Raw genomic sequence first — 21,041 nt, forward strand, 5'->3', positions numbered from 1 at the left:
CTGGACCGTCCGAGGAAGGCACAGGCATGACTATCTCGGCGCCGGCTTTGCGGCAGGATCTGGAACTGCTCCGAGGCATGGACGATCTGCCGCTGATCTTCGACCCGGTCAGCGGCCGGTACCACCGCATCTCCCCGTCGGCCGAGCGGCTGATCCAGCTTCTCGACGGCCGCCGTACCACGGACGACCTGGCCGAACTCCTGGCCAGCGGGCCCGAGAACGTGGGCAGCGCCCGCCGCCTGCTCGATCCGTTCCTGGACAACCTGGAGACCAGCGGCCTGCTCGTCGGCTCGGCGCCCCCCGAGGCGTCGCACCGGCGCCGGATCAGCCGCGAGCGACTGATGCCCCGGTTCGTGGTGAGCCGATCGCTCCCCCGCCTGCTCGAGCCCGTGACCCGAGTGGTGGCGATCAGCGCGGCGCGGTGGCTCGGCGTCGTCGCGGCCGTCCTCGCAGTCCTCGGCTTCGCCGCCGGCGCCTGGACGATCTCCTGGTCACCGGAGCGGATCCTGCACCACGGAACGGCCGTGCTGATCGCCGTCGTGCTCCAACTCGGACTGATCCTGCTGCACGAACTGTCCCACGCCCTCGTCGCCCAGTACCTCCGGGTACCGGTGCGCGGCCTGGGCGTGGCCCTGCTCTTCTACTTCCTGCCGGTCGCCTACGTCGACCGGACCGATGCCTATCGGGTCCGGAAGCGCCCGGGACGAATCGCGCTCGCCCTCGCCGGGGTGGTCTGTGACGGCATCGCGTGCGGAGTGACCGCGATCGTGGCCGTGGTCGCGGACGGGTTCGTCCAGAACGTGGCCGTCGCTCTGATCGGCATCCAGCTCACCGCGCTGCTGGTCAACCTCAACCCGCTGCTGCCGTCCGACGGCTACGCGGCGCTGGAAGCATCGACCGGCTGGATCGACGTCCGCGGCCGGTCGCTCGCGCTGCTCGGACTCACCGCCCGGCGCAAGCCGCTGCCGTCCTACCTCGCCAATCTCCCCGACTGGAGCAAGGCACTCCATGCCGCGTTCGGCCTCTTCTGCTTCCTCTACGGCTGCTTCCTCGTCGTCTGGGTGCTGAGCGCGCTATGGCCGGTGGCCGACCTGTTGATCGGAGTCGTGCTGTGATCCCGCGCCTCGGTCCGATCCTGACCCGCATCGGCGGCCTGCCCTCGACCGCGGCCGACGTCGTCGTCCCCGATGTCCGGACGACGGTCGACGACGTGCTGACGATCGAGGACGAACTCACCCAGGCCACGACCGCGGCCGTCGACGTGTTGTACCGGTTGGTCCCCCAGCTGGACGACGACGTCGCGCTGCGCCGAGCGGTGCTGGCGGGCAAGCGCGCGATCAATCGCCGGCAGCTGCCGTCGTGGCCGGACACCACCCGCGAACGGTTGACCGACCGGCTCACCGCCGAGGACGCCGCCACACTCGACGCCTGGGAACGCCACGTCACCCGCCGAGCGACGCTCGTGGAGCAACTCGACGTGCAGTTGGCCGACCACCACACCGAAGTCGGCCGCGCGCTCGCCGCGACGCTGAACGATCCCGCGTTCCGCACCTCGCTCGCGCTGGCCGCACCGAGTTTCTTGCGTTACGGCCGGTTCGACGAGCCGAAGGCGCTGTCCGCCCGCAGCCTGCAGACGCTCTACTCCTACGTCACTCGTGCGGCGCTCAAGACCAGCCCGTTCTCCGGGCTCACGACCGTCGGCTCGGCCGGCACCCGGGGCCGGGGCGCCGTCCGGAGCCAGACGTCGGTGACCGTCGGGTATCTCGCGCTGCTGCGCCTGGCGCGCGACCCCGCCACGGCGGGCCTGCTGCGCTACCGGACGGCACCGGTGCGCCCGGGCGGTCCGGACGAACCGAACGGCGTCCTGCTCCATGCCGAGCTGATGATCGCGGACGGAACGATCTGGCGGCAGGACCGCGTGGTCGAGGCGGATCACGCGATCAGCTGGCTGAACCGGCTGTCGACCGCCGGCGGGGACCGGATGACCCTCGACGAGATCCTCGCCGCGATCGGCGGTGCGATCCCGTTCCGGCGCTACCTGCGACTGCTGGATTCCGGGCTCCTCCAGCCGGTGCCGCCCTGGCAACTCGGAGCGACGCCGTTGCCCGCGCTGGCGGCGCTGGTCACCGACGGGTCGAACGCCGAACAGCACGTGGACCTCCATGCCGACCTGCGCCGAGCGTACGAGTGCGGCGAGCAGGTCGCGCTGCAGGACACCGCGGCCCGGCTCCGAGCCGCGACGGAGGTCAGCCGACTGGCGAGCCTGTGGATGACCGAGGACGACGCCGGGAACCTGCCCAGCGGGCTGATCTACGAGGACCGGGAGACCGACCTGGACCTCACCGACCCCACCGGGACGCCGACCGTCCGCGCCGACCTGACCTCGTACGCGGCTCTGGTACGCCCCGGAATCTTCCGGTCGCACGTCTACGACTTCCTGGTCGACCGGTTCGTCGCCGAGTTCGGTGCGGGCGGCCGGTGCACCGATCCGCTGGGCTTCCTGATGCGACTTACGGTCGAGCGCGACAGCAACCCCGGCCTCGACCTGGCCGCACGCGCCGACCACCGGAGCCGCGCGAATCCGGAACCGCGGTCCCAGCTGCCGGTCGGCCCGACCAGCGCGCCGCCCACCGCGGGCATTCTGTTCCAGCTCGACGCGCTGGACGAGGACGCCGTGCGCGCCGGACGTCATCGCCTCGTCGTCAACCATTTCAGCGCGGGCACCGGCGGATTGTTCAGCCGCTTCGTCTCGCTGCTGGGCCCCGAGTTCGCCACCCGGCTGCGGGAGTACGCCGGCCGGTGCTGGCCCGGCGTCCCCGTACGTCAGCTGAACCTGTGGACCGAGTGCAACACCGTGCAGTCGGAGTGCGCCGGCTTGCTGCCGCCGTTACTGCTGCCCGGTGAGGTCGGCGGACCGGACGCCCTCCGGCTCGCCGACACCGAGCTGCGACACGACCCGCACACCGGGACGCTGTCGCTCACCACCTCCGACGGCGTCGCTCTCGGCCTCGGCTACCTGAGCCTCATCCCCCAGCACCTGCTGCAGTCGTACGTGCGGCTGCTGGCGGTGCTCGCCGATCCGTGGATCAACGCCAGCCCGCACACCGACTACACGATGACTCGCCTCGACGAGCTGGCCGCGCACTGCGGCGACGACGTCCGGCACTTGGAGCGGGTCGAACACGGCCGGATCGTCGTGCGGCGCCGGTCGTGGATCGTGCCCGTTGACGCCCTACCGCTGGCCGACCTCGCCGGCAACGACACCCAACGGCTGTTGGCGATGGCGTCCTTCCGGCAGCGGCACGGCCTTCCGAGCGAGGTCTTCGTGCACCAGCTGGGCTCGGTCGGCTTCGCGATGTCCGGCGTGCGCAAGCCGCTCTGGGTCGCGCTCGACTCGCCGACGGCGCTCACCGTGTTCCGGAACTGGCTCCATCCGGACACCCGACATCTGCGCGTCGTCGAGGCGCTTCCCGGCCGCGACGGCCGATACGCGACCGACCGCGACGGACGACCGCGGGTCACCGAACACGCGCTGCTCATGGCGTGGCCACGACCAGGAGGACACGATGACCACACGTGATTCCGACCCGGACTGGTGGTACGTCCGCGCCTATCCGGGCCGGCTGGATCTGATGGACGCCGCCGCCTCGCTGCTCCTCCCGTGGCTGCGCGACGCGGCGGGCGCCGAGCACGCGTCGGCGGCGNTCATGCGGTACCTGGACATGACCGGGCAGCACCTGCGGCTCCGGCTGCGGTGCTCCGCCGCCGGGGCCGACCGGCTGCACGAACGGATACCCGAACTGACAGCGCTACTCGACCGACTACCGGACACCGGTTCCGGTCCTCGCTTGGTGCCGGGCAGCGCGGCGTACGGTGCGCCGGGTGCCCGGCGTGTCCGCTCCTCGTTCTACTCCCCCGAGCTGCGCAAGTACGGCGGCAGCGCGGGCGTGACGCTCGCCGAGGACCTGTTCACCGCCTCGACCCGCTGGTACCTCGAGCACGACGTCGGCGCGCTGGACCCACTCGGTGAACGTGCGGGTTTGGCGGTCCATCTGCTCCAGTGCGCGGTCGAGGCGGCTCTGCCCGGCGAAGAGGGCGATTTCTGGGCCGCTCACCGTCGGCAGTGGGGGTTCCACCTACGTGGCGCGGTCAGCGGGAACGAGGAGCTACGGCAGTTGAGCCGGGTGGCCGCGGCCGCCGTGGAGACGTCCGCATCGGCGGTCAGCCGCCTCGACGCCGAAGTCCGGGAGCACGCGGACCGGATTCGCGCGACGGCGGACGCCGCGGTCGCCGCCGGGGTCGCCGTGCCGCGCGCACGACTGGTCCTCGACTACCTCCACCTGGACCTGAACCGGTGGGGCTTCCTCCCGCCGGAGGAGTGCTTGCTGGGATCGATCGCCGCCGCACGCTTTCCGCATCGGCAAGCACTTGCAACAGTGGAAAGTGCTCGGTAGCGTCGAGGTCATCACAGTCCGGAAGGAGAACGAGATGCCGACAGAGCGAGTCGTCAGCTTCAGGAACGTGACCAAGACCTACGAGGGCTCGTCGGGCCGGGTGCAGGCGCTTCGCGGTGTCGACCTGGACGTCGAACGCGGCGAGATCTTCGGATTGCTCGGCCCGAACGGGGCGGGCAAGAGCACGAGCATCGAAATCCTGGTCGGCCTCCGCCGGCCGACCTCCGGGACCGTCGACGTCCTCGCCATGGACCCGCTCGCCGACGGCCCGCGGCTGCGCGAGCGGGTCTCGATCCAGCCCCAGCACGCTTCGGTGTTCCAGCAGCAGACGGTGGCCGAGCTGCTCCGTACCTGGGCCTCGTTCTACCGGGCTCCGCGGGACCCGGAGCAGCTGCTGACCGATCTGGGGTTGCGCGAGAGCCGCGACATGCGCGTGGGCAAGCTCTCCGGTGGCCAGCAGCAGCGTGTCCTGGTCGGGCTCGCGCTGGTGGGCAATCCGGAACTGCTGGTGCTCGACGAGCCGTCCACCGGCATGGATCCCAACGCCCGCGCCGATCTGTGGCGCTTGCTCCGCGAGTACCGACGCAACGGAGGCACGGTGCTGCTCTCCACCCATGCGATGGAGGAGGCCGAGCAGCTGTGCAGCCGCATCGCGATCATGTTCGGTGGTCGAGTCGTGGCGACGGGTACGCCGACCGAACTCGTGCACGCCCACGCTCCCAGCCGCACCCTGTCGTTCACGGTCGACTCGGTGACCGGGCTGTCCCGGCTGGACGGCATCGCCACCGTCGTCGACACCGAACCGGCCGCCGGTGGGGCCACTCGCGTCCACGTCGACTCGCTCGACTCCGACGCCACGATCGCGATGCTGGCCGGAACCCTCGGGGCCCGGGACATCGACGTCCGCAGCGGAGGGCTGGACGGAGTGTTCCGGCGCCTCACCGGCCACGAATACACCGTCGAATCGCCCGTTCTCGAGGGGAGCATGTCGTGAACCGCCCGCTGTTCAACCGAGAGATGGTCCGCCTGCAAGCGCGGGAGCTGCTTCGCGACAGCCGGTACTTCTGGTTCGCGCTGATCTTCCCCTTCTTCATGCTGGGCCTGTTCCTGTTCCTCAGCAGCGTGGTGCCGAGCAACCCGGGCGGCCCCGACCTCAAGCCGGTCGTCGTACCGATCGCGTTGTTCCTCGCGGCCAGCAGCGTCGGACTCACGATCACCGCCGGGCCACTCGCCGGGCTCCGCAGCCGCGGCACCCTCCGCCTGCTGGGCACCACACCGCTCGGCGTCGGCCGGTTCCTCGTGACGCACGTGTCGGTGCGACTCGCCTTCGTGATCGTTCAGATCTGTGCGCTGCTCGCCGTCGCGATGGCGTTCGGGTCCATCCGGGTGACACAGCTCCCGGCGTTGCTGGGGGTGTCGCTGCTCGGAACCGTGCTGTTCGGCGCGATCGGCTACCTGATCGGCGGACGCCTGCGCTCTCCCGAGGTCGCCGCCAACGTCGGGACGCTGATCCAGCTCGGGGCGCTGTTCATGAGCGGGCTCGCGTTGCCGCCCCAGATCCTGCCGTCCGGGGTGCGGACGTTCTTCGAGTGGATTCCGTCCAGCTCGCTCGGCGACCTCTTGCTCCACCTGGTGCCCGCCGGCAGTCCGAGTCATCCTGCCTGGGTGTCGGTGCTTGTGCTGGTCGGTACCACGGTCGCGTTCGCCGTCGCGACCCTGGTCACGTTCCGCTGGGACGACGGCGCCCGTGTCTAGGATCGACGAGGAAGGTGAGGACATGACCGAGGCCAGCCCCCGTCAGATGCTCGATGCCGCCACCGGTGCCGCCCAGCGCGCCCGCGCGCAACGCCACTACCGCGCGGCCCCGTTCGTCCTCCTGGGCGTCGTCGAGATGCTCGTGGTCGTGCAGCCCTACCTGTGGCGGCGGATCGCCGACATCGACGTCCTGCCGGGGCTGATCCCCACACTCGCGGTCATGGTGCTGGTCGTCGCCGGCGTCTACGGCGGAAGCCGGCCCAGCACACCGCGTCACGGTCGAGCCGCCTTCGGCATCACCGCCGGGGTCACGGCGGCGATCGTCGCACTCACCGTGACCGTCGGCGAGACCGCGCTGCCGGACTCGGCGGCCTGGTGGATCGCGGGCGCGGTACTCAGCGGTGTCCCGATGGTGGCGCTGGGCGCCTTCGTCCGGAACCGTTCGGCCGTGGGGGACGACGGCCGGGCGCGGTCATGACCGAGGCGCACCCACGGCACTCGCTGGATCCGCTCATCCACCGACCGGTCGCGCTGTCGATCGTCGCGGCCCTGGACGCCGTCGACGAAGCCGACTTCGCCACCGTCCGCGATCTGGTCCTGGTGTCGGACTCGACGCTGTCCAAGCAGGTCGCGGCGTTGGAGGCGGCGGGCTACGTCGCGGTACGCAAGACGTTCGTGGGGCGCCGGGGCAAGACCTACCTGTCGATGACACCGGCCGGCCGGAACGCCTTCCGCGCCCACATGGACGCGCTGCTCAAGATCGCCGGTCGCACGGCCCGATCGACATGAACGGCGAGCTCGTGGTCGGCGAGGAGATCGCCGTGGTCGCACTGGACGAATCCGGGCGGCTCAACGTACAGCGCACCAAGTTCGACTTCCATCTCGCCGGAGCGGCGCTCGCCGAGCTGCGCCACCAGAACCGGGTGCAGGCCGACGATCGCACGCTCCGCGGATGGGACGTCGAGCCGACCGGACACCCGGTGCTGGACGAGGCCGTGCGCCGGCTGGGGCGGCCGGGTCCGAACGTCCGCATCGAGCGAGCGATCGCCACGGTGGCCGGCACTGCTCGCCGAGCGGTCTTCGGCCACCTCGTCGAGACCGGGACGCTCACCGTGCAGCCGGGCGGCTTCCTGCGGGCCACGCGCTACACGACGGTTCGCCGGTCGGCCGACGGCGTCCGGACCGACCTGCTCCGTGCGGAAGCGGGTGACCCGACCGCCCACGAACGGTCGCTCATCGCGTTCCTGCGGAGCCTGGGCTGGCTACCGGAGATCCTCCGGCTGCCGCCCACCGATTCCCGGCTCGACTCGCTGACCCGGTCGGCCGCCGACGAATGGGGCCCGAGCGCAGTGCGGCGAGCGCTCGATTTCTTCCGGGCGCCGCACTGATTCCCCAGGCGTCGGATCGGGCACCCGCGACTGACCTACGGTCGGCACCGAGACGAGCGCGGAGGTTCCCATGACGCCACCGGACGGTACGACGGGACCACGCATGAGCCTCCGGTGAGCGGGACGACGTCGTCGGTCCGGGCCCGCGTCGGGCTGCGCTCGGACCGTGGGCCGGTCCTGCTCGCGATGATGCTCTCCACGGCGCTGATCGCGCTCGACTCGACGATTCTCGCGACCGCGGTCCCGTCGATCGTCGCCGACGTCGGTGGCTTCGCCGAGTTCCCCTGGCTGTTCTCGGTCTACCTGCTGGCGCAGGCGGTGACCGTGCCGCTCTACGGCAAGCTGGCCGACCAGTTCGGACGCAAGCCGATCATGCTCGTGGGCATCGGGTTGTTCTTGCTCGGCTCCGTCCTCTGCGGACTGGCGTGGAACATGGGCACCCTGATCGGGTTCCGGGTGATCCAGGGCCTCGGCGCCGGCGCGATCGCCCCGATGACGATGACGATCGCCGGCGACATCTACACGACCGAGGAGCGCGCGAAGGCCCAGGGTTACCTCGCGAGCATGTGGGGCGTCGCCTCGGTCGTCGGACCGACGCTCGGCGGTGTGTTCAGCGAATACACCTCGTGGCGGTGGATCTTCCTGGTCAACGTCCCGCTGTGCCTGCTCGCGGCGGCGATGGTGATGCGCAACTTCGCCGAGCGGGTCGAACGCGTCCACCCGAGGATCGACTACACCGGGGCCACGCTGCTCACCGGCGGACTCACGCTGGTGATCCTGGCCCTGCTCGAAGGTGGGCAGTTGTGGCCGTGGACGTCGCCGGCCGGGTTGGGGATCGCGACCGGGGGCCTCGTCCTCTTGGTGGCGTTCGCGTTCGTGGAGCGGAGTGCGGCCGAGCCGGTGCTGCCGCTCTGGGTGTTCCGGCGTCGCCTGTTGGTCAGCAGTGGGGTGGCCTCCGCCGCGATCGGCGCGGTGGTGCTGGGGCTCACGTCCTACATTCCGACGTACGTGCAGGAGGTCCTCGGGTACGGACCGCTGGTCGCCGGATTCGCGCTGGCCACGCTGTCGATCGGGTGGCCGGTCGCGGCCTCCCAGTCCGGCCGGATCTACCTGCGGTTCGGCTTCCGCGTCTGCGCCCTGATCGGCACGTCGATCGCGTTCGGCGGATCGCTGCTGCTGCTCCTGCTGGACGAGCACACGAGCGTCTGGCAGGTGGCCGGCACGTGCCTCCTGATCGGCGTCGGCATGGGGCTCACGAACAGCCCGACGCTGATCGCGGCGCAGTCCAGCGTCGGGTGGGGAGAGCGTGGGGTGGTCACCGCGAACAACATGTTCCTGCGTTCGATGGGCAGCGCGGTCGGAGTCGCGGTCTTCGGTGCGCTGGCCAACGCCGCCCTCGGAAGTGGCCACCGCACTCCCGAGGCGCTCACCGACGTCGTCCAGCACATCGCGGTCGTCATCGTCGGCCTGGCCCTCGTGCTCCTGCTGGCCGTCGCGGCGCTCCCCCGCTCGCTTCAGGACTTGCGTGCGACAGCCGCGTAGAACCAGCGCGAGCCCTCGTCGTCGGCGGCCTCCGTCACCGCGTCTCGGACTCCGTGCGGTGACCAGCCCTGCTCCCCCGGCCGGCCACGGGGTGCCGTCGCCGACCGGGGGCCTGGATCGTGGGGTCGCGGTAGGTCAGCAGTAGCCGGTCGGGCAGCGGATCCAAGCGCTCCAGCCGAGGCCGGTAGCGCCCGACGTGATCCAGAGGTCGTTGGCGCCGATCCGCACTATGACCTCGTGCCAACCGTCCTGCCGGGTACGGATCTTGTAGATGTCGTCAGCGATGCCGGGGCCGGCGCTGGCGGTATCCATCTGCCTCCAGGCCGTCCACGTGGACCAAATGTGGAAGACCTTGCGGTCCGTACCGATCCCGAAGCACTCGTCCTCGCTGCCGTTACGCTCCCAGTCGACGATGAAGACCCGGGAACCCGGACGGAAGGTCCCGATGCGACCGAAGCAGTTCGCCTGGTAGCGGGGCGCTTTGGGTGTGTAAATCCGGAGGCCGGGTGCCACGGCCGCCGCCTCGGGCACGGACGCCGAAACCGCGGCCGAACCCGTGGCCGAGGCGGGCGCCGGCGCGGCGATAGCCAGGCCGCCAGCCACCAGGGTCGTCGCGAACAACCAAACAATTGCTCTCCGTAACATGGGTCTCCGATCTGGGGAGGATCCGGGAGCTCGCTCGTTCGACGGCATTCGCCGCCTTTGGTGCGCATTGAGTGCACCATTTGCGGCGCGCGCGTGAGACCGACGTGGTGTCCCGAGATGAGGCCCAGAGAGGGACATGGTGGCCATTACGTTGCCTGGTCTTTATCGCTAGCGGCGCAATTGTCTTCCCGGCCGGGCGGGTGCCGAGCAGCGCTACGCGGGCGGCGCCGGCCACGGCCGAACAGCTCGTGTCGGCCGAGCGGCCGAACGGAGGTCGTTCAGTCCGTCCAGTGCTTACGGAGTCCCGGCGGACCGGCGCATCGACCACATCTGGGCCGGCCGCTCGTACTGCATCGCGACATCCCAGCCCACCGCGCCGTTGACGACCTCCTTGCGGAAGTTGCCCACGGCCGTTCGGGCCAGGTCCGGATCAGCCGCGACACGACCGGCCAGCTCTCGCGCGCGGGACTCCACCATCTCGTCGTCCACCGCCTCCCACGCCAGCCCCAGCTGGGCGGCGCGCGTGCCGTTGATCTCCTCGCCGAACAGCGCCATCGCGGCCGCCGCTTCGCGGCCGATCAGCCGCGACAAGATCACGAAGTGCCCACCACCCGGGTGCAACCCACGCTTGAGGAACCCGCACAGCAACCGCGCATTCGAGGCGACGATCCGGAGGTCGGCGGCCAGCAGCATGTTCATGCCGGCCCCGACCGCCGAGCCGCGGACCGCCGCGACCGTCGGTACCCGCACCTGTCCGAGCCGGTAGAAAGAGTCGTAGATCGTGCCCATGCCCTCGTATGCCGCTGGCGCTGCCGGGTCCTGGCCGGCCGAGGTCAGCGTCGCGATGTCACCGCCGGCGCAGAATGACTTGCCGACCGCCGTGATGACCAGCGCGCCGACGTCGGACCGGCCGTCGACCTCGTCGAACGTCGCGATCAGCTCCGTCGCCATCGCCGGCGTGAGCGCGTTGCGGCGGTCCGGCGCATTGAGCGTCACCACCGCCACCCCGCTCTCGACCTCGAGCAGGACCTCATCGGAGTCGGTCACGAGCACGCCCTTTCGCAGAGACGAACATTAGACGACGTGGGTCAATGCCGACCACGAGGCGTCGGGACACGCGCGCTGCGGTACCTGGCAATGCTCGGCATCCTCGCAGTCCTCCTCGCCATGGACCTACGCTGCTAACGCGTGCCGAACGGGTCACGCAGCCTGATCCTCTCGGCAGAACCGGGCGGCGCGCGGCTCGCCGCCACGACCACTGGGCCGGATCTCGGTCAGATCGCGTTTACGAGCTCCGCCGCCGACGCCGTCTCGCTCCGATTCCGGCCGCCGTCCTTCGCCCGGTAGAGCGCCCGGTCGGCGCCTTCGAGCAGGGTCTCCGCGTCGAAGCGTCCGCTGCCCGCGGCGATGCCCGCGCTGAACGTGACCCGCAGCGTTCCGTCGTCGGCCGTGAACCGGCGCGCGGCCACTCGCTCCCGCAGCGCCTCGACCCGCGCACGGCCCTCATCCGCCGTGGCGCCCGGAAACACCAGCACGAACTCCTCGCCGCCGTTCCGCGCCACTACGACACCCGGCGGCTGTCCCTCGGCCAGCTCCTGGGCGACGCCCACCAGCACGTCGTCGCCGACCGCATGGCCGTACGTGTCGTTGACGCGCTTGAAGTGGTCGACGTCCACCAAAGCGAGGCAGATCGGTTCCCCCGTGGTGTCCGCCGAGCGCATGGCCAGCGCGTCGGTGAGGTAGCGGCGGTTGTGCAGCCCGGTCAGCGGATCGCGGACGGCCTGCTCGGCGAGTTCGGCCCGGAGCGCCTCGATCGTGTCGAGCTGAGTACGCAGCCGGTCGTTCGCGGCCTCCAGGCTCCGCTGCTGCCGGTTGGCCGTTGTGACGTCGCGGCTGACCATCGCCCACCCGACGCAGGAGCCCGCACGGTCGCGAAGGACGATCAGCCGGGTCTCGAGATCGATCCCGAGGACGGTGGCGTCCTCGACCAGCCTGGTGGTGTCGCGCTCCGGGTCCGGGTGCAGGCCCAGCCCGAAGTCCTCGATCCGGACGTCGTGCCGCCGGTCCGAACCTGGGGCGAGGCGCGCCAGCAGCTGCCGGGCCGCCCGGTTGAGGTCCCGGACGTAGCCGGCCCGGTCGACGATGCAGAAGTAGTCGGAGAGTTCGTCGATCACCTGTTCCCTTGCCACCGGAAGCAGGTCGAACGAGTGGCGGTCCAGCGCGATCCGGAGCACCACGACCGTGGACGCCATCCCGATCAGCGTCAACTCGACACCGAGCGCGAACACCTCCAACGCGAGGAGGTTCACGGCGATCGGCGGTAGCGCGATCGCGAGCATCCAGCCCAGGTGCCGGTTCTTCTTCTGCGGCGCCGCGGGGTCGGCCAACCCGAACTGCAGCGTGCTCCAGATCGTCAGGAAGTACAGGAACATCATGTGCGCCCAGTAGAGCGGGCCGAGCTGGACGACCCACACGTCGAGCGGGCTCAGCGTGACCTCACCGAAGAACAGATGGTGCCATCCGTCGGTGGCCGCCAGCGCGGTGGAGACGACCGGTTCGACCGACAGCAGCGCGATCCGCCGCCGAGTCGGCCACGACGGGTCGCCGATCGTCCAGACCAGTGCGGCGTACGACGCGATCAGCGCGCCCTGCGGGAGGATGCCGGCGATCGCGAGGATCCGCAGCGTCGAAACGTCGGTGGTCAGCGTGGACGCGCAGGCGAGAACGGCCCACAGCCCGATGCCGGCGGCGAGGCCGGCAAGGGGCCGTGCGCCCGTGCGGTGTGCGCGCATGTGCCACGCCGCCACCACCGTGTGTGCGCCGATGGACGCAACCAACCCGTAGGCGAGCGTCATCAGTTGCGGCCACATGGTCGTCCTACCAGCTCCCCTCAAGGCGTCGTGCACCCCGCATCGGCAGCCGCGCGTCCGAACTGAGCGCACCTGCACGGCCGGAAGTGCCGGAACAGCAGTCGACGAGCCGATCCCGGGTGAGTTCGCGGTCGCGGCGATCGCCCGGACGCTGCTCAGCCGGCTGGGGTGAGGTCCCGCGTCACATCCGTTCGGCGGTGAAGACGATCAGTCCGCCGTACTGCTGGTGGGTGACCTGGACGACCATCTTCTTCCCGTCCCACGTGACCGGCACCGTGAAGCCGTCCTGGTCGTAGCTCCACGACGCGCTGAAGTTCTCCTTGTCGGACACCTCGTTCGGAACCGAGGTGGCGGTACCGATGTTCGGCTCGTCGGACTCGTCCCGTTGCACCGAGACGGTCAGCACACCGGCGTCGAACTGGTACGTGCCGTAGAGCGAATCGTTGAGCAGGCCGCTGTCCTGGCCGGGGGGCGAATTGCCTTCCAGCGTCCACTTGCCGTCCTCCACGGCCAGCACGCCGGTGCCGCCCTCGGCGCCCACCTTCCACTTCCCCTTGGCGAACGCCGTCAGCATGGCCTTCTTCGGGCTGCCGTCCGAGTCCGATCCGTCGCCGCCGCACGCGCTGAGCGTCGCGGCGATCAGGCCCAGCCCGGCGTACTTGAGCGCGGTCCGGCGTCCCACGACGGCCGATAACTGGCGAAACTCTTGGATCATCCGTCCTCCTGGCCCCCGTGGTAGTCGTCGGCAACCTACCCGCGCCGTCAAAATCCTTTTTGGACGAGTACGCCCGCGGGACGGGCGCGCGTTCGCGCTACGTGCCGGAGGCCATCCAGGTGGCGGTCGTAATATCTGCCGATGACGTCCACCTGGCCCGGTCAGTTCCCCATCGTCCTGGGAGTCCTCGTCGCGACGATCCTCGCCGTGATCGGTGGCGCGCTGGCGTCCTGGCGTGCTTGGGAGGCCGCGAGCCCACTGCCGACGGCCGCGGAGCTCACCGAGCTCGGGCGGCTGGTGAGCCCCGACGACGCGGCACCGTTCGCAGGCGCCGACCCGGTACGCGACGACATCGCCGACACCGGGACGCTGGTGCCGATCGTGAGGTACGGCACCAGCGCGCCGGACCCGAACCGGTCGATCGATCCGATCCGGGACCGGATGAGGGCGGCTGGCTGGGAGATCGTCGAGGAGGCCGACCACACGCACGTCGTCGTGGAGTCGAGGTACCGCTCGACCGAGACGTACTTCGTGGCGAGGAAGGGCCATCTGCGGGTGTTCGTGATCGACGAGTACTGGTCCAGTGCGGGCGAGGGCGGCGGCGGCCTCACGGCCAAGGTGCTCCGGGAGCAGACACCGCTGGTGAAGGCCGCCGGGCTCGGCGGCGCGCTCGCCGGTGCCGCACTCGGGCTGGCACTGGTGAGATGGGGGGCCCGTCGCACGCGCGGACACCTGCTGTGGCGCGGTGCCCTTCTCGTGCTCCTCGGCACCACGGTCGTCCTGCTGGTCCCGGGCCTGGCCTGGACGCTCTACCGGATGCTGCCGGACGGGGTCACCACCGCGCACAACTACGTCCAGGAGCCGTTCTGGCGCGGTCTGACCGGCGAGCCCAGAGCAGTGCCCGCGCTGTATCCCGCGGCCGTCGCACTGGTCCTGCTGCTCCTGCCCATGCACCGGCTGACCTCGGCGAAGGCGTTGACGCCGGAGCCGGAGCCGTCCGGCGTCGGCTGATGCGAGGCGACACGACGCGTTCACCTACGGCTCGCACGCCTGACCCCCCGGGCCCGAATACGGTGGCGTTCGAATGCACTCAAGCCTCGGAGGCGTTGACCATGACCGGTGACCTCACCGGCAAGACGATCGTGATCACCGGCGCCACGTCAGGAATCGGAGCGTCCGCGGCGCACACCCTGACGCAGCGGGGCGCGACGGTCGTCCCGACCGGACGTTCACCCCAGCGGGCCGCCGCGCTGTCCGAAGAGCTCGGCTTGGAGGTACTGACCGCCGACTTCGCTCGGTTCGCCGACGTCCGGGCACTGGCCGAGCGAATCCTCGACCGCTGTCCGCGCATCGACGTCCTCGTCCACAACGCCGGCGGCATGGTGCCGGTGCGCTCGGACACCACGGATGGCCACGAGACAACCCTTCAGACCAACTACCTCGCGCCGTTCCTCCTGCAGTCCCTCCTCCACGACAGGCTGGCCGAATCCCGGGCCCACACGATCGTCACCAGCAGCGTCGCGCACCGGGCCGGGAAGATCCGACTCGACGACCTCGAATTCCGGGAGCGCCGCTACTCCGCCGGCGCCGCGTACGGCGCGGCGAAACTCGCCGACCTGCTCTTCAGCCGTGAGATCGCACGACACGCAGAACAGACCGGCATCACGTCGGTCGCGTTCCACCCAGGCGCCGTAGCCTCCGACTTCGGTCGCGGCGCGACCGGCCCCGCCGGACTCGTGTACAACACCGCGCTCGGGCGACGTCTCTTCACGATCGACAACGACGAAGGCGCCCGCCCACTGGTCCATCTCGCCGCCGACACGGACCCCCGCACGGTCAACGGCCAGTACTTCAACAAGCTCAAGCCAGACGCCTCGACGTCGGCGCAAGCGCGCGATGCCGATCTCGGCACGCGGCTCTGGGCAACCACCGAGGAACTGCTCAGACCGCCCGTGACACGTTGAAGCCCGGGTGTGGCGTGGCCGGTCAGGACGAAGGCGTCCGCCCGGCCTCGTTCAACGACCGGCTCCGATCGATGACGGCGTCGACGTCGAGGGCGGCGTGCCGCCCGGTGCCCTCGCAGTCGGGACACATTCCGGCGGCGGCGTTGAACGACAGGGCATGCGGTCCGGGAACGGGTGGGCTGCCGTGAGTGGCGTAGAGCTGGCGCAGCAGGGACCACGCGTCGGTGGCGGTGCCTACGGTGGAGCGCGGGTTGGCGCCCATCGGCGCCTGGTCCACGACGATCGACGCGGACAGCCCTTCGAGGGTGTCGACGTCGGGGCGGGGAAGGTGCGGCAGGAGGTTCTGCACGAACGCCGGGTAGGTCGCGTTGAGCAGCCGCTGGGACTCCGCGGCGACCGTGTCGAACGCCAGCGACGACTTCCCCGACCCGGACACCCCGCTGAGCACAGTCAGCCGGCGTTTGGGGATGTCGACGTCCGCGCCGCGCAGGTTGTTCGTACGGGCGCCACGCACCCTGATGTGGTCTTGAGCCATCGTGAGCTCCTCGTGGACGCTGGTCAGTGCTGGTGGGTGGCGGCGGTCTTGGGAAGCGCGAGCATCACGGCTGCGGCCAGGAGGTAGGCGGCGACCTGCCAGGGCAGAACCTGCGCGAGGGCGTGCCCGAACACCACGGCGGTGTCCCCCGCCGTCGAGCTGTCGGTGGGGACGAGGGCGTTGAAGAAGACGGTTCCCAAGACGGCGACGCCGACGGCTCCGCCGATCTGGTTGACGGTGGACAGCACCCCGCCTGCGGCGCCGGCGTGCCGATCGGGGACGCCGGCGAGGACGACGTTGACCAGGATCGGAGCGCCCAGCCCCAGCCCGAGTCCGCCGAGGAGCATGACCCCGGCCAGGGACCAGTAGCCCGGAGTGCCGCCGTCGCGGACGAGGAGCCACAGCAGGCCCTGCGATGCGGCCAGGATGAGGGACCCGGTGACGAGCAGGGCGCGGCCGGCCTTGCCCGCGAGGGCGACTCCGGCCCCGGAGGTGATCATCGACCCGAGCGCGTACGGCAGGAGCACCAGGCCGGTGTCCCAGGCCGAACGTCCGGTACCGGCTTGCAGGTAGATCGACAGGACCAGGAAGAACGCGGCCAGTGCCCCGAAGAACAGCACCGACGCCGCGAGGCCGGCGGTGAACGGGCGCACGGCCAGCAGCGCGGGCTCCAGGACCGGTTGCCCGCCGCGCGACGTGACGCGCCGCTCGTGAGCCACGAAGACGGCGAGCAGGACCACCCCGGCCGCGAGGAGGGCCCACCCCCACCACGGCCAGCCCCAGTCCCGGCCCTGCACCAGCGGCAGCAGGACCAGCACGACCGCGGCTGCGGCGAGGACCGCACCGGTGAAGTCCAGGCGTGCCCGCACCGGTGCGGTGGACTCCGGCAGCACCCGCGCTCCCAGCAGCAGGGCGACGGCGGCGACGGGGACGTTGATCCAGAAGATCGTGCGCCAGCCCAGGCCCCACAGGTCGGCGTCGACGAGCGCGCCGCCGAGCAGTGGCCCGGCGACCGCGGCCAAGCCTTGCACGGCGCCGAACGCGCCGAACGCCTTGGCCATCGCGGCCGGCTCGAACGAGGACCGGATGATCCCGAACACCTGCGGGACCATGAACCCGCCCGCCAGGCCCTGCACCACCCGGACCGCGATCAACGCCTCGGCCGACGGGGCGAGAGCGCACGCCGCGGACGCGACCGCGAAGCACGCCAGGGAGACGAGGAACACCTTGCGGCGGCCGTAGTCGTCCCCGATCCGTCCGCCGATGATCAGGCCCGATCCCAGGGCCAGGGTGTAGGCCGCGAGCGTCCACTGCAACTGCGCTTGCGTGGCGTGCAGATCGGTGGCGATGTCGGGGGCGGCGACGGTGACGATCGTGACGTCGAGCAGGTCCATGAACGAGGCGAACAGCACGACGAGCAGCGCCAGCGACGCGCGTCGGCCCGCGACCGGCGCGGACTGATCAGACGAAGCGGGAGGTGAGGAAATCTGCGTCATGACCGCACCGTGACATCGATAGCGGCCACGGAATGGCCGCCATTTCTGCGACGGTGGAACTCGTGGCCGACACCTCCGCACGGATCTTGCGTCTGCTGTCCCTACTCGAGGCGCGGGTGGAGTGGCCCGGAGCCGAGCTCGCCGAGCGGCTCGACGTGTCGGCTCGCACCTTGCGGCGCGACGTCGACACGCTGCGGGAGCTCGGCTACCCCGTCGACGCCGCCAAGGGCCCCGGCGGCGGGTACCGGCTCGGGCGTGGAGGAAAGCTCCCCCCGCTCGTCCTCGACGACGACCAGGCCATCGCCATCGCCTTGGCTCTGCAGACCGCGCCGGCGACCGTCACCGGAATCGACGACGCCGTCACCCGCGCGCTGACCACGCTGCGTCAGGTCATGCCCACCCGGCTGCGAGCCGCGAGCGAAGCCTTCGAGGTGACCAGCCTGCGCAACTACTGGGAGTTCTCGGCCCCACCCATCGACATCGCCACCCTGCAGACCGTCGGCGCCGCGATCCGCACCAGCCGCGTCCTACGCTTCGACTACCGCGACCCGACCGGCGCGATCCCCGCGCCCGGTCAGCCCGGCTTCCGCCCACCCCGAGAGGTCGAGCCCCACCACCTGGTCGTCTGGGCCGGCCGTTGGTACCTCATCGCCCGCGAGCACCGGCACCGGACCTGGCACACCTACCGCGTCGACCGGATCCACCACCGCTCCCCCGCCGGCGTGGCCTTCACGCCCCACCCCCTCACCGACGACGACCTCACCCGACTCGTCGTGCAGAATCCCGACCGCGGCGACACTCCCGGTCCCTGGCAGTGCGTCGGGTCAGCGACCCTCGAGCTACCCGCCGGCGTCGTCGCCCGCTGGGCACCCGGCGGCTCCGTCGTTCAACCGCTCGACCCCCACCACAGTCGGCTCACCCTCTGCGGTTGGTCCTGGACCGGGGTCGCCGGCCTCTTCATCACGTTCGACACGGGCCTGAGCGATGTCGAGCCACCGGAACTCGTGGCCGCGTTGGGGCGGATCGGTCAGCGACTACGAGCCACAGCCTCCCAGCCGACCAACCTCTCCGGCTGAATCGCCTGGCCGAACCGACGCGCACTGAGGCCGTTTGCCCGCAGCCCCGACGCGGCCACTCAGGTCATCAGGATTTAACCCGCCGGGACCGCTTCCGGAACACATGGACACCACCCTCTACGCCATTACCTATCGATTGACAGGTAAACCTGGCCGCTCTGGAGGGTGGAGTCATGAGCGCAGCCGAGTCCGCGCCCATCTTGGGGACGGAACACAGCACGGTCCGCGGTCCCATCGGCTACAAGCAGGAGTTGCACCGCGGGGTGGGGACCTTCGCTTCCTTCGCCGCCGGCTTCTCGTTCGTTTCGATCCTCACGACCGTGTTCCAGCTGTTCGGGCTGGGCTTCCTCCTCGGGGGCGCGTCGTTCTTCTGGACCTGGCCGGTGGTCTTCGCCGGCCAGCTCTGCGTCGCCTTCTGCTTCGCCGAGCTCGCCGGCCGCTGGCCGGTGTCGGGCGCGATCTTCCAGTGGTCCAGCCGCCTGGCCGGCACGACCTGGGGCTGGTTCACCGGCTGGATAATGGTCATCGGCCAGATCTTGACGGTGGCGGTGGCCGCGATCGCCATGCAAGCCGTGCTGCCCGCCATCTGGTCGGGTTTCCAACTCGTGGGCGGCTCCGGCGCCGACCCGTCGATTCTGTCGCCGACCGGCGCGAAGAACGCCGTCATCCTCGGCATCATCGTGCTCGTCTTCACCACCCTGGTGAACATCGTCGGCATCCGCCAGATGGCCGCGACGACGAGCGTCGGCGTCGCCATCGAGATCGTCGGCGTCGTCGTGCTCATCGGCGTGCTGTTCGCGCTCTCCGAGCGCGGCCCGTCCGTGGTGCTGCACAACACCGGCTGGGAGGGCACCGGCCACTACTTCTTCGCCTGGCTGGCGTCCTCGCTCATGGCCGCATACGTGATGGTGGGCTTCGACTCCGCCGGGGAGCTCGCCGAGGAGACCTACGCCCCTCGCAAGACGACGCCCAAGACGATCATCCGCGCCCTGGTCATCTCGGGTATCGGCGGCGCCCTGCTCATCCTGGGTGCGCTGATGGCGGCACCGAGCCTGACCGACGGCAACCTGTCGACGTTCGGCCTCTCGTGGGTCATCACCGAGCGCCTCGGCGACGTACTGGGCCGGCTGATGCTGTGCTGCGTCGCGGTCGCGGTCTTCGCCTGCACGCTCGCGGTCCAGACGTCCGGCGCGCGGATGATCTACTCGATGTCCCGGGAGCGCGCGTTCCCCTTCTCCTCCGCGCTCGGGAGAGTCTCGCCGCGCACCGGCACGCCGGTCGTCACCTCGATCGTGGTCGGTGTCGGCGCCGCGCTGGCCCTCGCGGTCAACATCAACTCGACGACGATCTTCACGGCCCTGTCCAGCATCTGCATCGCCATGCTCTACATCGCCTACCTGGGCGTCACGCTGCCGCTGCTCGTCGTGCGGATCAAGCACCGCGCGACCGACCACTTCCCGGCCGGGCACGACGAGGACGGCGCGCCGCTGTTCTCGATGGGCCGATTCGGCATCGCCGTCAACGTCCTCGCCGTCGTCTATGGCGCGATCATGGTGGTCAACCTGATGTGGCCCCGGCCGGAGATCTACGACCTCTCGACGAACGGGAACTGGGCGCTCCAGTACAGCGCGCTGTTGCTGGTCGGCCTGACCGTAGCCATCGGCGCCGGCTACTTCGGCTACCGGCGACTGCACACCCGCATCGACCTGGTCCACGTTCCGCACACGCACGTCGCCACCGAGGGGGCGGACGCGTGACGACCCGCGGCGAGCACCTGACCGACAGCGTCCGCAACGCCCGCGCCGACGCCCGCGCGCAAACCGGTCTGACCAGCGAGTGGATGCCCTACCTGCCGGCGTCCGGCAGCCCGTTCGCGCCGGCCGGCGTGGACCCGGCCGACCTGGTGTGGGCCGAGACCGTGGCGCCGGGCGGCTACACCCACAAGGTCCTCGCCAGGGGAACCCGCCTGCGCCTCGACGACCCGACCGGCGACGCGTGCGCGCACCTCGTCGTCCACAACGCGCTCGAACCCGTCGAACGGCTCAACGTGGCCGACACCCTGAAGATCCCGTGGCAGGCCTACCTCGGCGCCGGACACCCGTTGCTGTCGGGCGAGGGACGGGTGCTCGCCACGATCGTGGCCGATACCTCGGCGCACCACGACGCGTTCTGCGGCACGACCACCGAGGCGTGGAACGACCGCAAGTACGGCGACGCCCGCCCGGAGGGACCGTCCCCGGCCGGGCGGAGCCTGTTCGTCAAGGCCGCGGCCAAGCACGGCCTGAGCCGGCGGGACCTGCCGCCGAGCGTCTCGTTCTTCCAGGGCGTCCGGGTGGGGGCCGACGGCAGCTTTACGTGGCTCGGCTCGGCCGGGCCCGGCACCTCGGTCGAGCTGGTGGCCGAGCTGCCGCTGCTGGTGCTGCTCGCGAACGTCGCCCACCCGCTCGACCCCCGCCCGGAGTACGTCGTCGGTCCGCTACGCGTGCACGCGTGGCGCGGCCCGGCCACCGGCCCGGGCGACGAGCGGTTCACCGCCACGCCCGAGCGGAACCGCGCGTACCTCAACTCGATCGACTACGCGGAGGCACGAGGCCTGTGACC

At 70.7% G+C, this 21,041-nt stretch carries 19 protein-coding genes and 1 pseudogene; 14 read left to right on the top strand and 6 right to left on the bottom strand.

Going from position 1 to position 21,041, the window contains the following annotated elements; genetic code table 11:
* Positions 1-26 precede the first annotated feature (26 nt).
* The 9 genes from ABEB28_RS18780 (at position 27) to ABEB28_RS18820 (ending at position 9,139) form a co-directional block, all read left to right on the top strand.
* A complete protein-coding gene (locus ABEB28_RS18780) occupies positions 27-1,115 on the top strand; it encodes a PqqD family peptide modification chaperone (RefSeq protein ID WP_345729422.1) in 1,089 nt (362 codons plus the stop codon).
* Positions 1,112-3,580: a lantibiotic dehydratase family protein gene (locus ABEB28_RS18785; protein ID WP_345729423.1), complete on the top strand. Its 2,469-nt coding sequence runs from the start codon at positions 1,112-1,114 to the stop codon at positions 3,578-3,580. Before ABEB28_RS18780 ends, ABEB28_RS18785 begins: the two co-directional genes overlap by 4 nt.
* Positions 3,567-4,454 carry a thiopeptide-type bacteriocin biosynthesis protein gene (locus ABEB28_RS18790; protein ID WP_345729424.1) on the top strand — a complete coding sequence of 296 codons (888 nt, stop codon included), beginning with the start codon at positions 3,567-3,569 and terminating at the stop codon, positions 4,452-4,454. Before ABEB28_RS18785 ends, ABEB28_RS18790 begins: the two co-directional genes overlap by 14 nt.
* Positions 4,455-4,488: 34 nt before the next feature.
* Positions 4,489-5,448 (top strand): ABC transporter ATP-binding protein, encoded by a 960-nt coding sequence (locus ABEB28_RS18795; protein ID WP_345729425.1) that lies wholly within the window; start codon positions 4,489-4,491, stop codon positions 5,446-5,448.
* Positions 5,445-6,209 carry an ABC transporter permease gene (locus ABEB28_RS18800; protein WP_345729426.1) on the top strand — a complete coding sequence of 255 codons (765 nt, stop codon included), beginning with the start codon at positions 5,445-5,447 and terminating at the stop codon, positions 6,207-6,209. The genes ABEB28_RS18795 and ABEB28_RS18800 overlap by 4 nt, the downstream gene beginning before the upstream one ends.
* 22 nt (positions 6,210-6,231) lie before the next feature.
* Positions 6,232-6,687 carry a hypothetical protein gene (locus ABEB28_RS18805; RefSeq protein ID WP_345729427.1) on the top strand — a complete coding sequence of 152 codons (456 nt, stop codon included), beginning with the start codon at positions 6,232-6,234 and terminating at the stop codon, positions 6,685-6,687.
* Positions 6,684-6,998 (top strand): winged helix-turn-helix domain-containing protein, encoded by a 315-nt coding sequence (locus tag ABEB28_RS18810; RefSeq protein WP_345729428.1) that lies wholly within the window; start codon positions 6,684-6,686, stop codon positions 6,996-6,998. The genes ABEB28_RS18805 and ABEB28_RS18810 overlap by 4 nt, the downstream gene beginning before the upstream one ends.
* Entirely contained in the window at positions 6,995-7,597 is a 603-nt protein-coding gene (locus ABEB28_RS18815; RefSeq protein WP_345729429.1) for a GOLPH3/VPS74 family protein, read from the top strand. Before ABEB28_RS18810 ends, ABEB28_RS18815 begins: the two co-directional genes overlap by 4 nt.
* A 186-nt stretch (positions 7,598-7,783) precedes the next feature.
* Positions 7,784-9,139, top strand: coding sequence for an MDR family MFS transporter (locus ABEB28_RS18820; RefSeq protein WP_345729476.1), 1,356 nt, complete (start codon positions 7,784-7,786; stop codon positions 9,137-9,139).
* 135 nt (positions 9,140-9,274) lie between these two features.
* Here ABEB28_RS18820 and ABEB28_RS18825 read toward each other — a convergent pair whose 3' ends face one another.
* The 4 genes from ABEB28_RS18825 to ABEB28_RS18840 all read right to left on the bottom strand — a co-directional run bounded on the left by ABEB28_RS18825 (position 9,275) and on the right by ABEB28_RS18840 (position 13,369).
* A complete protein-coding gene (locus ABEB28_RS18825) occupies positions 9,275-9,760 on the bottom strand; it encodes a hypothetical protein (RefSeq protein WP_345729430.1) in 486 nt (161 codons plus the stop codon).
* Positions 9,761-10,078: 318 nt separating this feature from the next.
* Positions 10,079-10,831: an enoyl-CoA hydratase/isomerase family protein gene (locus ABEB28_RS18830; protein ID WP_345729431.1), complete on the bottom strand. Its 753-nt coding sequence runs from the start codon at positions 10,829-10,831 to the stop codon at positions 10,079-10,081.
* Positions 10,832-11,058: 227 nt separating this feature from the next.
* Positions 11,059-12,654 carry a histidine kinase N-terminal 7TM domain-containing diguanylate cyclase gene (locus tag ABEB28_RS18835; RefSeq protein WP_345729432.1) on the bottom strand — a complete coding sequence of 532 codons (1,596 nt, stop codon included), beginning with the start codon at positions 12,652-12,654 and terminating at the stop codon, positions 11,059-11,061.
* Positions 12,655-12,835: 181 nt separating this feature from the next.
* Entirely contained in the window at positions 12,836-13,369 is a 534-nt protein-coding gene (locus ABEB28_RS18840; RefSeq protein WP_345729433.1) for a hypothetical protein, read from the bottom strand.
* A 141-nt stretch (positions 13,370-13,510) separates the two neighbouring features.
* Between ABEB28_RS18840 and ABEB28_RS18845 the strand changes: the two genes are divergently transcribed.
* Together ABEB28_RS18845 and ABEB28_RS18850 are read left to right on the top strand one after the other, a co-directional pair.
* Positions 13,511-14,380 (top strand): hypothetical protein, encoded by an 870-nt coding sequence (locus ABEB28_RS18845; protein WP_345729434.1) that lies wholly within the window; start codon positions 13,511-13,513, stop codon positions 14,378-14,380.
* A 101-nt stretch (positions 14,381-14,481) separates the two neighbouring features.
* Positions 14,482-15,333: an SDR family NAD(P)-dependent oxidoreductase gene (locus tag ABEB28_RS18850; protein ID WP_345729435.1), complete on the top strand. Its 852-nt coding sequence runs from the start codon at positions 14,482-14,484 to the stop codon at positions 15,331-15,333.
* Positions 15,334-15,379: 46 nt separating this feature from the next.
* Here ABEB28_RS18850 and ABEB28_RS18855 read toward each other — a convergent pair.
* A pseudogene (locus tag ABEB28_RS18855) lies at positions 15,380-15,868 on the bottom strand (P-loop NTPase family protein); the annotation flags it as partial.
* 23 nt (positions 15,869-15,891) lie between these two features.
* Entirely contained in the window at positions 15,892-17,364 is a 1,473-nt protein-coding gene (locus tag ABEB28_RS18860) for an MFS transporter (RefSeq protein ID WP_345729436.1), read from the bottom strand.
* Positions 17,365-17,426: 62 nt separating this feature from the next.
* Here ABEB28_RS18860 and ABEB28_RS18865 point away from each other — a divergent pair, with 62 nt between their 5' ends.
* The 3 genes from ABEB28_RS18865 (at position 17,427) to ABEB28_RS18875 (ending at position 21,039) form a co-directional block, all read left to right on the top strand.
* Entirely contained in the window at positions 17,427-18,440 is a 1,014-nt protein-coding gene (locus tag ABEB28_RS18865) for a helix-turn-helix transcriptional regulator (RefSeq protein ID WP_345729437.1), read from the top strand.
* 173 nt (positions 18,441-18,613) lie between these two features.
* On the top strand, positions 18,614-20,197 hold the full coding sequence (locus ABEB28_RS18870; RefSeq protein ID WP_345729438.1) for an APC family permease: 1,584 nt from the start codon (positions 18,614-18,616) through the stop codon (positions 20,195-20,197).
* Positions 20,194-21,039 carry an urea amidolyase associated protein UAAP1 gene (locus ABEB28_RS18875; RefSeq protein ID WP_345729439.1) on the top strand — a complete coding sequence of 282 codons (846 nt, stop codon included), beginning with the start codon at positions 20,194-20,196 and terminating at the stop codon, positions 21,037-21,039. Before ABEB28_RS18870 ends, ABEB28_RS18875 begins: the two co-directional genes overlap by 4 nt.
* The last annotated feature ends 2 nt before the right edge of the window (positions 21,040-21,041 follow it).

The organism is Cryptosporangium minutisporangium (assembly GCF_039536245.1).
Taxonomy (GTDB): domain Bacteria; phylum Actinomycetota; class Actinomycetes; order Mycobacteriales; family Cryptosporangiaceae; genus Cryptosporangium; species Cryptosporangium minutisporangium.

Coding starts and splice junctions, on each gene's coding strand:
- ABEB28_RS18780 (WP_345729422.1), top strand. CDS start 27: ATGACTATCTCGGCGCCGGCTTTGCGGCAGGATCTGGAACTGCTCCGA.
- ABEB28_RS18795 (WP_345729425.1), top strand. CDS start 4,489: ATGCCGACAGAGCGAGTCGTCAGCTTCAGGAACGTGACCAAGACCTAC.
- ABEB28_RS18805 (WP_345729427.1), top strand. CDS start 6,232: ATGACCGAGGCCAGCCCCCGTCAGATGCTCGATGCCGCCACCGGTGCC.
- ABEB28_RS18810 (WP_345729428.1), top strand. CDS start 6,684: ATGACCGAGGCGCACCCACGGCACTCGCTGGATCCGCTCATCCACCGA.
- ABEB28_RS18815 (WP_345729429.1), top strand. CDS start 6,995: ATGAACGGCGAGCTCGTGGTCGGCGAGGAGATCGCCGTGGTCGCACTG.
- ABEB28_RS18820 (WP_345729476.1), top strand. CDS start 7,784: ATGATGCTCTCCACGGCGCTGATCGCGCTCGACTCGACGATTCTCGCG.
- ABEB28_RS18835 (WP_345729432.1), bottom strand. CDS start 12,654: ATGTGGCCGCAACTGATGACGCTCGCCTACGGGTTGGTTGCGTCCATC.
- ABEB28_RS18840 (WP_345729433.1), bottom strand. CDS start 13,369: ATGATCCAAGAGTTTCGCCAGTTATCGGCCGTCGTGGGACGCCGGACC.
- ABEB28_RS18845 (WP_345729434.1), top strand. CDS start 13,511: ATGACGTCCACCTGGCCCGGTCAGTTCCCCATCGTCCTGGGAGTCCTC.
- ABEB28_RS18850 (WP_345729435.1), top strand. CDS start 14,482: ATGACCGGTGACCTCACCGGCAAGACGATCGTGATCACCGGCGCCACG.
- ABEB28_RS18860 (WP_345729436.1), bottom strand. CDS start 17,364: ATGACGCAGATTTCCTCACCTCCCGCTTCGTCTGATCAGTCCGCGCCG.
- ABEB28_RS18870 (WP_345729438.1), top strand. CDS start 18,614: ATGAGCGCAGCCGAGTCCGCGCCCATCTTGGGGACGGAACACAGCACG.